This is a genomic window from Massilia cavernae (genome assembly GCF_003590855.1).
In the GTDB taxonomy this organism is placed as follows: Bacteria; Pseudomonadota; Gammaproteobacteria; order Burkholderiales; family Burkholderiaceae_D; genus Telluria_A; species Telluria_A cavernae.
This window is the reverse complement of sequence record NZ_QYUP01000111.1, coordinates 83,208-95,285: the sequence shown is the minus strand read 5'-3', so window position 1 is coordinate 95,285 and position 12,078 is coordinate 83,208. Positions and strand designations below refer to the sequence as shown.

The window sequence follows — 12,078 nt, the reverse complement described above, 5'->3', positions numbered from 1 at the left end:
TGGTGCACGACATGTACCTGATGGAAGTGAAGAAGCCTTCGGAATCGAAGTATCCGTGGGACTACTACAAGGTCGTGCAGACCATTCCGGGCGACCAGGCTTACGCCACCAGGCGGAAACCAAGTGCGCGGCGTGGAAGTAATTCAGTCGTAGCAGTTTCAACGTAATTCGTAGGGCGGATAAGGGCAATGCCCGCATCCGCCGATTTGGCACCGTGTTGGCGTCGAGAACGGCGGATGCGCCCTCCGGGCTTATCCGCCCTACGTTCCACTCAAGACTTCGTACTGATATTCCATGGAAATTTTCGGCATCCCCATGCAGGCGATGATGAGCCAGCTGCTGCTGGGCCTGGTCAACGGCTCGTTCTACGCGATGCTGTCGCTCGGCCTGGCCGTCATCTTCGGCTTGCTCAACGTCATCAACTTCTCCCACGGCGCCCTGTACATGATGGGCGCTTTCCTTGCCTGGATGGGCTTGTCCTATTTCGAGCTCAACTACTGGGTCATGCTGGCCGCCGCGCCGCTGCTGGTCGGCCTGTTCGGCATCGTGATCGAAAAGACGATGCTGCGCTGGCTGTACAAGCTCGACCACCTGTACGGCCTGCTGCTGACCTTCGGCATCACCCTGCTGCTGGAAGGCGTTTTCCGCTCCTTCTACGGCGTCTCGGGCCAGGCTTATCCGGTGCCTGACGCGCTGTCCGGCGCCACCGACCTCGGCTTCATGATCCTGCCGAACTACCGCGGCTGGGTCGTCGCCGCATCGCTGACGGTCTGCCTGGCAACCTGGTACGTGATCGAAAAGACCAAGCTCGGCGCCTACCTGCGCGCCGGCACCGAGAATCCGAAGCTGGTGGAAGCCTTCGGCATCAACGTGCCGCTGATGGTCACGCTCACCTACGGCTTCGGCGTCGCCCTGGCGGGCTTTGCAGGGGTGCTGGCGGCCCCGATCATCAACGTGACGCCGCTGATGGGCTCGAACCTGATCATCGTCGTGTTCGCCGTTGTGGTAATCGGCGGCATGGGTTCGATCATGGGCTCGATCGTCACCGGCCTGATGCTCGGCGTCATCGAGGGCCTGACCCGCGTGTTCTATCCGGAAGGCTCGGAGGTCGTCGTGTTCGTCGTCATGGTGATCGTCCTGCTGCTGCGCCCTGCCGGCCTGTTCGGCAAAGAAAAATAACCGGAGCACGTACATGATGATGAATCGAAAAATTGGCTACCTGATCGCGCTGGCGATCGCACTTGCCGCGCCGTTCTTCGCCTATCCGGTATTCCTGATGAAGCTGCTGTGTTTCGGCTTGTTCGCTTGCGCGTTCAACCTGCTGATCGGCTTCACCGGTTTGCTGTCCTTCGGCCATGCCGCATTCTTCGGCGCGGCAGGCTACACCGCGGGCTACATGCTGCGCGACATGGGATGGCCGGTCGAGCTGGCCATCCTGGCCGGCGTCGGCAGCGGGGCGCTGATCGGCTTCGTGATGGGCACACTGGCGATCCGCCGTTCCGGCATCTACTTCTCGATGATCACGCTGGCGCTGGCCCAGATGGTGTACTTCGCAGCGCTGCGCTCGCCGTTCACCGGCGGCGAGGACGGCCTGCAGGGTGTACCGCGCGGCAAGCTGCTGGGCATGGTCGACCTGGCCAGCGATACCACGATGTACTACCTGGTGCTGGCGATCGCGATCGGCGGTTTCGCCCTGATCATGCGTACGGTGCATTCGCCGTTCGGCCAGGTGCTCAAGGCGATCAAGGAAAACGAGCCACGCGCCATTTCCTTGGGCTACGACGTCGACAAGTACAAGCTGACCGCGTTCGTGCTCTCAGCGGCCCTTGCAGGCCTTGCAGGGGCCACTAAAACGGTCGTGCTCGGCTTCGAAACGCTGACCGACGTGCACTGGACCATGTCGGGCCTGGTGATCCTGATGACGCTGGTAGGGGGCATGGGGACGCTGGTCGGTCCGATCCTGGGCGCCTTCATCATCATCACGCTGGAAAACAAGCTGGGCGACGTGGGCATCTTCCTGGCGCGTACCACCGAGATCGAATGGTTCAACACGCTGGGCGAGTCGGTCGGCATCGTGACCGGCCTGATCTTCGTTACCTGCGTGCTGTTGTTCCGTCGCGGTATTGTGGGCGAGATCGGCGCCGCCTTCGCCGCAATGGGCCGCAAGAAGGCGGCGTAGCCTTCAACAGGTAAGCTCCAGACAGAAAAGCCAGGTTCCGGGGAACCTGGCTTTTTTTATGTGCGCCCAGCATGGGCGCACTCCTGTGGGTGCAAGTCCCGCCGCGAGCTGACCACAGTGAGCGAAGTGAAGCGCAACTGCATGAGGGTAACTGAGTGTGGGAAGGAAGCGTGGAGCATAAATCATGAGCCGATGGACAAGAATCGCATAGAAGGCGTTACCGATCAGGGCGAGCGGGCATGAAACCGCGAAGCTCTTGTGGTCAAGGATCGGTGGCGTAAATGCGGCGGTTGTGTGATGAAGGAGTGCGGCCCTTACCTGGGGACGCCCCGCCTTGTGCCTGAAAGGGCGACGGCGCGAGCCGGAGCGGGGTCTCAGCAGAGGTCATAGTAGTTGGAGGTAGCGCCGCGAAGGCTCAACTCCGCCGACGAAGGACCGAACGAGTAGGAGTGAATCCGATATGTCGATGCAGAAAGCACAGCGTCAGATGCCTGCTAACGCGGGGCGGGAAGCCGTAGGGCAAGGTGAAGCCATGCCCGATGCTTTCAGCGACGAAGCGTTCTGCCCGCGACATGCAACCGGAGACACGGGGTCAGTGCTGCTGCAAGCGGCGCTGACGACAGAGAACCTGCGGCGGGCGTTCAAGCGTGTGCGTGCCAACAAGGGAGCTGCTGGCGTGGATGGGCTGGATATCAACCAGACATCGCGTCATCTGGCAACCGCATGGCCGCATATACGAGAGCAACTGCTGGCAGGGACGTACCGGCCCAGTCCGGTGCGTCGGGTGACGATCTCGAAGCCCGACGGTGGCGAGCGCGAGCTTGGCATTCCGACGGTGACGGATCGCCTGATCCAGCAAGCACTGCTACAGGTGCTGCAACCGATACTTGATCCCACCTTTAGTGAGCATAGCTACGGCTTTCGTCCGGGCAGGCGTGCACAGGATGCGGTGTTAGCCGCTCAGTCGTACGTTCAGTCAGGGTGGAGAGTCGTGGTCGATGTCGACCTGTCGAAATTCTTTGACCGGGTCAACCATGACATCCTGATTGACCGCCTGCGGAAACGCATCGATGACGCTGGGATAATCCGGCTAACTCGTGCATATCTGAACAGCGGCATCATGGACAACGGCGTGGTGCAGTCGCGCGATGAGGGAACGCCGCAAGGTGGGCCTCTCAGTCCGTTACTGGCCAACGTGATGCTCGACGAGGTGGACAAGGAACTGGAATGGCGCGGCCATCGCTTTGCGCGCTACGCCGACGATGCGAACGTGTATGTGCGCAGCGTGCGGGCGGGCCAGCGGGTGATGGCGCTACTGCGGCGCTGTTATGCCAAGTTGCACCTCATGGTCAACGAAAGCAAAAGCGCGGTGGCTAGCGTCTTTGGCCGCAAGTTCCTCGGTTACAGTCTGTGGGTGGCGCGTGGGGGTGAAGTCAAACGCAAGGTGGCTGAGAAGCCTCTGAAAACGTTTAAGCAACGCATCCGGGAGCTGACCTGCCGTTCTGGCGGGCGCAGCATGCCGGACGTAGTGACACGACTGCGTTCTTATATGCTGGGATGGAAGGGATACTTCCAGTTGGCGCAAACCCCTAACGTATGGCGCAAACTCGATGAATGGCTGCGTCACAGGCTGCGGGCTATCCAGCTAAAGCACTGGAAACGCGGAACCACCATGTATCGGGAACTGCTCAAATTGGGAGCTGCGCCGTCGGTGGCAAAGCGAGTGGCGGCCAACGGCCGTCGCTGGTGGCGCAATAGCGATAAACTGCTTAACAGCGTACTCACTATTGCGTACTTCGATCGACTGGGCGTACCCCGCCTGTCTTGACCTCAACTACTCGAATCGCCCGGTGCGGACCCGCATGCCGGGTGGTGTGGCAGGGGAGCAGCTATCATTAGCTGCCCCCTATGCCGATAGCGGTATCAGCTGTACCGCGCCATCTGCGTAATGTAGTCGTCCACGTTGACGATGCTTTCCGATTTCAGCATTCCGCCTTTGGCCCGCGCCAGCAGTTCGACCTGCATCGGCAGCAGTCCGGTGCCGGCATCGAATTCGTGGCCGCTGGGCTGCTTCAACTCCACGTCGAAGCGGTCGGTCGGCAGCAGCTTGTCCGCCGGCACAGAGAACTCCTCCGCCACATTGTTCAGGTGAGTCCTGACTTTGTCGCGGTCGATTTTCCCGTCATAGAAGCGTTTGTAGAACGTCTCGAACTCCATTGGAGGGCGGGGCGCAAACTTGTCGGCCAGCGAGCGGCGCTGGCGCCAGGAACGCAGCCACACGAGGATAGCCACGCCCACGGCGAGGACGATGAGGAAAATGATGTTTGTTTCCATGTTCGATCACCTCCGTTAATAGATCAAAGCGCCGCTGCGTAAATTGCATAGGCGTCGGCGCGGGTCAGTTCGCGCGGGTTGTTTCCAAGCAGCCGCGTTTGCAGCATGGCGTCGTCGGCCAGCCGATCGAGGTCGGTTTCCCGGATGCCGACCTGGCGCAGGGTGGTCTCGATGCCAGTCATTTTCGCCACTTGTTGCATTGCAGCAATCAGCGCTTCGGCGCGCGCTTCGTCGCTGCCGGTGACGTGCGGCGCGATCACGTTCGCCAGTTCCGCATACTGCGGCGCGGCTTCGGGCAGGTTGAAGCGCAAGACGTGGGGGAGAACCAGCGCGTTCGACAGGCCGTGCGGGACATGGAAGATGCCGCCGATAGGGTAGGCCAGCGCGTGCACGGCAGCCACCGGCGCGTTCGAGAAAGCCTGCCCGGCGAAGCACGCGCCCAGCAGCATCGCCTGCCTCGCCTCCATGTTGCGTCCGTCTTCGCAGGCCTTCATCAAGCTGCTTGAGAGTAACTGAAGTGCCTGCTTGGCGAGCACGTCCGACATCGGGTTCTTTTTATGTTTGGTCGTGAAGGCTTCGATCGCGTGGACCATGGCGTCAATACCGGTGGCGGCAGTCACCATCGGCGGCAAGCCCAGCGTCAGTTCCGCATCGAGCACTGCCATGTCCGCGTACAGCTGGGGTGCGACGACACCCATCTTGGTGGTTTCGCCGGTGGTGACGATGGCGATGTTGGTGACCTCGGAACCTGTCCCGGCCGTGGTCGGGATCTGTACCAGCGGCAGCCGTTCGCCTTTCACGTTGCCGATGCCGTAGGCGCTGCCGATCTCCTGGCCGCTGCCGGCCAGCACGGCGATCAGCTTGGCAACGTCCATCGAACTGCCGCCGCCAAAACCGATCACGATGTCGGTCTCCTTCGCGCGGGCGAAGTCGACGGCCTGCAGCACTACAGCTTCGGGCGGATCGGCCACAACGTCCGAGAACACCTGGACCGAGATGCCGTGATGTTCGAGATTCGCGCACGGTATCTCCACCAGGCCGGTCTTGAGGAAGCCTGGGTCGGTGATGATCAGCGCGCGGCGCGCCTGTGGAAAGCTTGCCGCGATATACGTTCCAAGCTTCGCCGCACTGCCCGGCTCGCAAATGATATGGGGAACTGTGCTGAAGGCAAAAGGCGCAAAGCCGGTCATGTGTTGTCTCTCAAGTGAGTGGAATAGCAAGCTTACACCAAGGTGCGGCGGAAGTGATTTATTGTCACCGCGGCAATTCGTTCTTCCGTACAATATCGATCTTTGGCCGCTGAAGGGTAGGGCAATGATGGATGTCGCAATACTCGGCGCTGCATCGTTCGTTGCCGGAATTGTCGACGCCATGGTCGGCGGCGGCGGACTGATCCAGATTCCGGCGCTGTTCGCGGTGCTGCCGAAGGAAGTCCCGGCGACCCTGTTTGGGACCAGCAAACTGGCCGGCCTGTTCGGATCGGGGACCTCCGCGCTCAGCTATGCCCGGCGTGTGCGCATCGCCTGGAGCGCGGTGGCGCCGGCCGCGGTGGCGGCTTTCGCCCTGTCTTTTGCGGGTGCTTACACCGTGACCAGGGTGCCGTCGGACTTTGTCCGCGCCCTCCTTCCGGTGATGCTGCTGTTTGTCGCGGTCTACACATTCCGCAACAAGGATCTCGGCAGCAGTCATGCGCCACTGCACAGCGGAGATACCGAGCGCTACGTTGCCGTTGCGCTGGGTGCGGGTATCGGATTCTATGCCGGCTTCTTCGGTCCCGGCGCCGGCAGTTTCCTGATATTCCTGTTCGTGCGCTACTTCGGCTTTGATTTCCTTAATGCCTCCGCCGCGGCGAAAGTCGTCAACGTCGCGTGCAATATATCCGCGCTGATGTGGCTGGGGTATAACGGACACATCCTCTGGCAGCTCGGACTTGTGATGGCGGCCTGCCAGGTGGCCGGTTCGATCGTCGGCACCCGGATCGCGCTCAGGCATGGCAGTGCTTTCGTGAGGAAGCTGTTTCTTGTCGTGGTGGCCTTGCTGATCCTGAAAACAGGCTATGACGCCTTCCTCATGTAAATTGTTTCACGTGGAACATTTGCCAAACGCTTTGCAATGCTGCAACTCATTCTTCCGTACAATATCCAGCTTTACGCGGCTGGGGGCAGGGACATGATAGATGTGGCGGTGCTCGGTGGAGCGGCCTTCCTGGCGGGGTTGGTGGACGCGGTGGTCGGTGGCGGCGGCCTGATCCAGATACCAGTGATGTTCTCGCTGTTCCCGAAGGAGGTGCCGGCAACCTTGTTCGGCACCAGCAAGCTGGCCGGAATATTCGGAACGGGCACAGCGGCGATCAACTATGCGCGCCGTGTCCGGGTCGCCTGGAGCGCGGCTGCGCCGGCGGCGATGGCCGCGTTCGCATTGTCCTTCGCCGGTGCCTACACCGTAACCAAGGTTCCGGCTGACTTTGTCCGTTCCCTGCTTCCGATCCTGCTGGTCGCGGTTGCGATCTACACCTTCCGCAAGAAGGATCTCGGCAGTATCCACGCACCTGTCCACACCGGAAATACCGAGAAAATGGTTGCGGTGGGGATGGGCGCCTGCATCGGATTCTACGATGGCTTCTTCGGGCCGGGCACTGGAAGCTTCCTTATCTTCCTGTTTGTCCGTTTCTTCGGCTTCGACTTCCTGAGCGCGTCGGCTGCGGCCAAGGTCGTGAATGTCGCTTGCAACATCTCGGCCCTGATGTGGTTCGGCTACAGCGGCCACCTGTTGTGGCAGCTCGGGCTTCTGATGGCGGTGTGCCAGGTCGCCGGATCGCTGGTGGGAACCCGACTTGCGATCAAACATGGAAGCGCTTTTGTCCGCAAATTGTTCCTCGTCGTCGTCTGCCTGCTGATCCTCAAAACAGGCTACGACGCCTTCTTCAAGTAATTCCGACTGGATTGTTTCACGTGGAACATAGCGACTCGACGCTAACTCGACTGTTTCACGTGAAACAAAAACACACGTTTCTGGCGTAATTCGGACTCCTGCCGAGTCCTGCGAGTGAAAAGCCTCTATAATTTGGCCTCACTCCTCGCTTTACGCTTCCATCATGCTATTTCCAACTGAATTCGACGTCATTGTCGTCGGCGGCGGCCATGCCGGCACCGAAGCCGCACTCGCTTCAGCCCGTATGGGCCAGAAGACCTTGTTGCTCACTCATAACATCGAAACCCTCGGTGCGATGTCGTGCAACCCGTCCATCGGCGGTATCGGCAAGGGGCACCTGGTCAAGGAAGTAGACGCGATGGGTGGCGCGATGGCAATTGCCACCGACGAATCCGGCATCCAGTTCCGCATCCTTAACTCGTCCAAGGGCCCGGCTGTGCGCGCCACCCGCGCCCAGGCCGACCGGATGCTGTACAAGCAGGCGATCCGTTCGCGCCTGGAAAACCAGCCGAACCTGTGGCTGTTCCAGCAGGCTGTGGACGACCTGATGGTCGAGGGCGACCGCGTCGTCGGCGCCGTTACCCAGATCGGTCTGCAGTTCCGTGCGGCGGCGGTCGTGCTGACGGCGGGTACCTTCCTCGACGGGAAGATCCACGTCGGCCTGCAAAACTACTCGGCGGGCAGGGCAGGCGACCCGCCGGCGCTGTCGCTGTCGGCACGCCTGAAGGAACTGAAGCTGCCGCAGGGGCGCCTAAAAACCGGCACACCGCCGCGTATCGACGGCCGCAGCATCAACTTCGCCGCGATGACAGAGCAGCCGGGCGACCTCGATCCGGTGCCGGTGTTCTCCGTGATGGGCAACACCGCGATGCATCCGCGCCAGGTGCCGTGCTGGGTTACCCACACCAATGCGCGCACCCACGACATCATCCGCGCCGGCCTCGACCGCAGCCCGATGTACACCGGCGTCATCGAAGGCGTCGGTCCGCGCTATTGCCCGTCGATCGAAGACAAGATCCACCGTTTCTCGGCCAAGGAATCGCACCAGATCTTCCTCGAGCCGGAAGGCCTGACCACCAACGAGTTCTATCCGAACGGTATCTCGACCAGCCTGCCGTTCGACGTGCAGCTGGAACTGGTTCGCTCGATGGTGGGCATGGAAAACGCCTTCATCCTGCGTCCCGGCTACGCCATCGAGTACGATTATTTCGACCCGCGCGGCCTCAAGGCCTCGCTTGAAACCAAGGCCATCAAGGGCCTGTATTTCGCCGGCCAGATCAACGGCACCACCGGCTACGAAGAAGCTGCGGCGCAGGGCATGCTGGCCGGTATCAACGCCGCGCTGCAAACGAAGGATCAGGAAGCATGGGTGCCGGGCCGCTCCGAAGCCTACCTCGGTGTGCTGGTCGACGACCTGACCACCCAAGGCGTGATGGAGCCGTACCGCATGTTCACCAGCCGCGCCGAGTACCGCCTCAGCCTGCGCGAAGATAATGCCGACATGCGCCTGACCGAAATCGGCCGCAGGCTGGGCGTCGTCGGCGACGCACAGTGGCAGGCCTTCGAGACCAAGCGCGAGGCGGTCGCGCGCGAACTGGAACGCCTGCGTTCGACCTGGGTGAACCCGCGCATCCTGGCGGCCGCGGAATCCGAGCGCGTGATTGGCCAGGCCATCGAGCGCGAATATTCGCTCGCGGACCTGCTGCGCCGCCCGGGCGTGCAGTATGAAACCCTGATGGGCTTGACTGGCGTCGAAGGGCAGCAGCTTGCCGGTCCGGGCGTCGAAGACCCTGCCGTCAAGGAGCAGATCGAGATCCAGCTGAAGTATTCGGGCTATATCGACCGACAGGCGAAAGAGGTGGAGCGCCACGATCATTACGAAAACCTGAAGCTGCCGGAGAACTTCAACTACCTCGAGATCACTGCGCTGTCGGTCGAGGTGCGCCAGAAGCTGGACAAGCAGCGTCCCGAAACACTGGGCCAGGCTTCAAGAATTTCCGGAGTGACACCGGCCGCAATCTCGCTTTTGCTGGTACATTTAAAGAAACGCGGTGCGAAGGGTTTCACTTCGCTCAATGAGGAGCTCGCTGGATGAGGGGTACATTCGACCGCGCCGCGCTGGCGCACATCCTGGCCGACGGCATCAAGGAACTGAAGCTTGACCTGAACGAGAAACAGCACGAACAGCTGCTGGATTACCTGGCCCTGCTGTTCAAATGGAATTCTGTTTATAACCTGACCTCGCTGCGCGACCCAATGCAGATGGTCACGCTGCACGTGCTCGACTCGCTGGCCGCGGTACCGGCCTTCGAGGGCGCGCAAAACGTGCTCGACGTCGGGGCAGGGGGCGGCTTGCCGGGTATTGTGCTGGCGATCGCGCGGCCGGACATGAAAGTGTCGCTGATCGACACCGTGCACAAGAAAACCGCCTTCCTGACGCAAGTGAAGGCGGAGCTGGGACTGGCAAACGCCAGCGTGTACACGATGAAAGTGCAGGACCTTCAGGTAAAACAGCTTTTCGACGTGATCACCTCGCGCGCCTTTGCCGACTTGTCCGATTTCGTCAACTGGTCGGGACACCTGCTGGCCGAGGGCGGCAAATTCATAGCCTTGAAAGGCGTGGCGCCGCCGGAGGAGCAGGAGCGGCTGCCGGGAGAGTGGAAAACGACGGGGCTGCAGGCTTTGAAAGTGCCAAAACTGGAAGCGGAGCGGCACCTCGTTTTCATCGAGCGATCCGTTCAATCAATATAAACGGTATAAATCGTTTATACCTGATATACCTTATAAATCGTATCAACGGTTTAGATAGTATAAACGGTATAAATCGTTATTGTTGCGTCTACGATTAAGAAGATACATGGCAAAGATATTCTGCGTTGCAAACCAAAAGGGCGGGGTAGGGAAGACCACAACCAGCGTCAACCTGGCCGCCGGACTGGCCAAGCTCGATCAGCGCGTGCTGCTGGTCGACCTTGACCCGCAAGGCAACGCGACCATGGGCGCGGGCATCAACAAGGCCGGCCTCAAGTCCTCCATCTACGAAGTGCTGCTGGGCGAAGCGGATGTGAACACCGCGCGCCTGCGTTCGGAGACGGGCCGCTTCGACGTGCTGCCTTCCAACCGCGAGCTGGCCGGCGCCGAAGTCGAGATGGTAGAACTGGACCAGCGCGAGCGCCGCCTCAAGGATGCGCTGGCAGCGGTGGACGGCGAGTACGACTTCATCCTGGTCGATTGCCCGCCCGCCCTGTCGATGCTGACCCTGAACGGCCTGTGCGCCGCCCACGGCGTGATCATCCCGATGCAGTGCGAGTACTACGCGCTGGAAGGCCTGTCCGACCTGGTCAACACGATCAAGAAGGTGCACGCCAACCTGAACACCGACCTGAAGATCATCGGCCTGCTGCGCGTGATGTTCGATCCGCGCATGACGCTGTCGCAGCAGGTCTCGGCCCAGCTGGAGCAGCACTTCGGCAACAAGGTATTCAACACGATCATCCCCCGCAACGTGCGGCTGGCCGAAGCGCCATCCTACGGCGTGCCGGGCGTGGTGTTCGACCCCGCCTCGAAAGGCGCGCAGGCGTACATCGCCTTCGGCGCCGAGATGGTCGAACGCATCAAGACAACGTAGTCAGAGAGAGTAAGAGAGAGTAAAAAGCATGGCTACCAAAAAACTCAAGGGACTGGGCCGCGGCCTCGATGCGCTGCTGGGCGGCGACGGCGAAGGCTTCTCGGGGCAGAAGGACCTGCCGTCGGTGCTGGCCGTGAGCCAGCTGCAGGCCGGCAAATACCAGCCGCGCACCCGCATGGACGAAGGCGCGCTGTCGGAACTGGCTGCGTCGATCAAGACCCAGGGCATCATGCAGCCGGTGCTGGTGCGTCCGGTCGGCCAGGACACGATAACCGGCGCCGTGAAGTACGAGATCATCGCCGGCGAGCGCCGCTTCCGCGCGGCGCAGCTGGCCGGGCTGGACGAAGTGCCGGTGCTGGTGCGCGAGGTCGACGACCAGGCCGCGGCAGCGATGGCCCTGATCGAGAATATCCAGCGCGAGGACCTGAACCCGCTGGAAGAAGCGCAAGGCATCGCCCGTTTGATCTCGGACTTCGCCTTCACCCACGAGCAGGCGGCCAACGCTGTCGGCCGTTCGCGCAGCGCGGTGTCCAACCTGCTGCGCCTGATTAACCTGGCCGGCCCGGTGCAAACCATGCTGATGGCCGGCGACATCGACATGGGCCATGCCCGCGCGCTGCTGGCGGTCGATGCGGCCAACCAGATCAACCTGGCCAACCAGGTCGTGGCAAAGCGGCTGTCGGTCCGCGAGACCGAGAAACTTGTCACCCGCACCATGGAGGAGCAGGCGGCGCCAGCAGCCGCCGCGCGCCAGAAAGAGAAGTCGGGCGACATCGTGGCGCTGGAAGAGGAACTGTCGGACAAGCTGGCTACGCCGGTTGTCTTCAAGATGGGCGCCAAGGGCAAGGGCCAGATGATCATCGATTTCGCCGACCTCGACATCCTCGACGGCGTGTTGGCGCGTCTGCGGGCCTAGTTATACAGGGCTGTCCACCAGCTATCCAAAGCTTATACAGGGGATGTCCACGCCTTATACAGGTGGTATCCCCTGCTTATCCGGTGGCTT

General features: G+C 61.4%; 11 protein-coding genes and 1 pseudogene. 10 read left to right on the top strand and 2 right to left on the bottom strand.

Going from position 1 to position 12,078, the window contains the following annotated elements; all coding sequences use genetic code 11:
- The 4 genes and pseudogenes from D3872_RS26470 to ltrA form a co-directional block, all read left to right on the top strand.
- Positions 1-142 (top strand): annotated as a pseudogene (locus D3872_RS26470) (ABC transporter substrate-binding protein); the annotation flags it as partial.
- A gap of 152 nt (positions 143-294) precedes the next feature.
- Complete coding sequence (locus D3872_RS12000; protein WP_119810980.1) at positions 295-1,179, top strand: branched-chain amino acid ABC transporter permease; 885 nt, start codon at positions 295-297, stop codon at positions 1,177-1,179.
- Between the two features lie 19 nt (positions 1,180-1,198).
- On the top strand, positions 1,199-2,179 hold the full coding sequence (locus tag D3872_RS11995; RefSeq protein ID WP_119810989.1) for a branched-chain amino acid ABC transporter permease: 981 nt from the start codon (positions 1,199-1,201) through the stop codon (positions 2,177-2,179).
- Positions 2,180-2,639: 460 nt separating this feature from the next.
- Complete coding sequence (gene ltrA / locus D3872_RS11985) at positions 2,640-4,007, top strand: group II intron reverse transcriptase/maturase (RefSeq protein ID WP_119810979.1); 1,368 nt, start codon at positions 2,640-2,642, stop codon at positions 4,005-4,007.
- A gap of 95 nt (positions 4,008-4,102) precedes the next feature.
- Here ltrA and D3872_RS11980 read toward each other — a convergent pair whose 3' ends face one another.
- Positions 4,103-4,513: a hypothetical protein gene (locus tag D3872_RS11980; RefSeq protein ID WP_119810978.1), complete on the bottom strand. Its 411-nt coding sequence runs from the start codon at positions 4,511-4,513 to the stop codon at positions 4,103-4,105.
- 23 nt (positions 4,514-4,536) lie between these two features.
- Positions 4,537-5,703 carry an iron-containing alcohol dehydrogenase gene (locus D3872_RS11975; protein ID WP_119810977.1) on the bottom strand — a complete coding sequence of 389 codons (1,167 nt, stop codon included), beginning with the start codon at positions 5,701-5,703 and terminating at the stop codon, positions 4,537-4,539.
- A gap of 124 nt (positions 5,704-5,827) precedes the next feature.
- Here D3872_RS11975 and D3872_RS11970 point away from each other — a divergent pair, with 124 nt between their 5' ends.
- From D3872_RS11970 to D3872_RS11945, 6 genes are all read left to right on the top strand, one after another.
- A complete protein-coding gene (locus tag D3872_RS11970; protein WP_119810976.1) occupies positions 5,828-6,589 on the top strand; it encodes a sulfite exporter TauE/SafE family protein in 762 nt (253 codons plus the stop codon).
- Positions 6,590-6,682: 93 nt separating this feature from the next.
- Entirely contained in the window at positions 6,683-7,444 is a 762-nt protein-coding gene (locus D3872_RS11965; protein WP_119810988.1) for a sulfite exporter TauE/SafE family protein, read from the top strand.
- Positions 7,445-7,607: 163 nt separating this feature from the next.
- Positions 7,608-9,539 carry a tRNA uridine-5-carboxymethylaminomethyl(34) synthesis enzyme MnmG gene (gene mnmG, locus D3872_RS11960; RefSeq protein WP_119810975.1) on the top strand — a complete coding sequence of 644 codons (1,932 nt, stop codon included), beginning with the start codon at positions 7,608-7,610 and terminating at the stop codon, positions 9,537-9,539.
- Positions 9,536-10,195 carry a 16S rRNA (guanine(527)-N(7))-methyltransferase RsmG gene (rsmG, locus tag D3872_RS11955; protein WP_119810974.1) on the top strand — a complete coding sequence of 220 codons (660 nt, stop codon included), beginning with the start codon at positions 9,536-9,538 and terminating at the stop codon, positions 10,193-10,195. Before mnmG ends, rsmG begins: the two co-directional genes overlap by 4 nt.
- A 106-nt stretch (positions 10,196-10,301) precedes the next feature.
- Positions 10,302-11,072, top strand: coding sequence for a ParA family protein (locus D3872_RS11950; RefSeq protein ID WP_119810973.1), 771 nt, complete (start codon positions 10,302-10,304; stop codon positions 11,070-11,072).
- Between the two features lie 28 nt (positions 11,073-11,100).
- Positions 11,101-11,988, top strand: a complete 888-nt coding sequence (locus D3872_RS11945) for a ParB/RepB/Spo0J family partition protein (RefSeq protein ID WP_119810972.1) — start codon at positions 11,101-11,103, stop codon at positions 11,986-11,988.
- The last annotated feature ends 90 nt before the right edge of the window (positions 11,989-12,078 follow it).

Coding starts and splice junctions, on each gene's coding strand:
- D3872_RS11980 (WP_119810978.1), bottom strand. CDS start 4,513: ATGGAAACAAACATCATTTTCCTCATCGTCCTCGCCGTGGGCGTGGCT.
- D3872_RS11975 (WP_119810977.1), bottom strand. CDS start 5,703: ATGACCGGCTTTGCGCCTTTTGCCTTCAGCACAGTTCCCCATATCATT.
- D3872_RS12000 (WP_119810980.1), top strand. CDS start 295: ATGGAAATTTTCGGCATCCCCATGCAGGCGATGATGAGCCAGCTGCTG.
- rsmG (WP_119810974.1), top strand. CDS start 9,536: ATGAGGGGTACATTCGACCGCGCCGCGCTGGCGCACATCCTGGCCGAC.
- mnmG (WP_119810975.1), top strand. CDS start 7,608: ATGCTATTTCCAACTGAATTCGACGTCATTGTCGTCGGCGGCGGCCAT.
- D3872_RS11970 (WP_119810976.1), top strand. CDS start 5,828: ATGATGGATGTCGCAATACTCGGCGCTGCATCGTTCGTTGCCGGAATT.
- ltrA (WP_119810979.1), top strand. CDS start 2,640: ATGTCGATGCAGAAAGCACAGCGTCAGATGCCTGCTAACGCGGGGCGG.
- D3872_RS11965 (WP_119810988.1), top strand. CDS start 6,683: ATGATAGATGTGGCGGTGCTCGGTGGAGCGGCCTTCCTGGCGGGGTTG.
- D3872_RS11950 (WP_119810973.1), top strand. CDS start 10,302: ATGGCAAAGATATTCTGCGTTGCAAACCAAAAGGGCGGGGTAGGGAAG.
- D3872_RS11945 (WP_119810972.1), top strand. CDS start 11,101: ATGGCTACCAAAAAACTCAAGGGACTGGGCCGCGGCCTCGATGCGCTG.
- D3872_RS11995 (WP_119810989.1), top strand. CDS start 1,199: ATGAATCGAAAAATTGGCTACCTGATCGCGCTGGCGATCGCACTTGCC.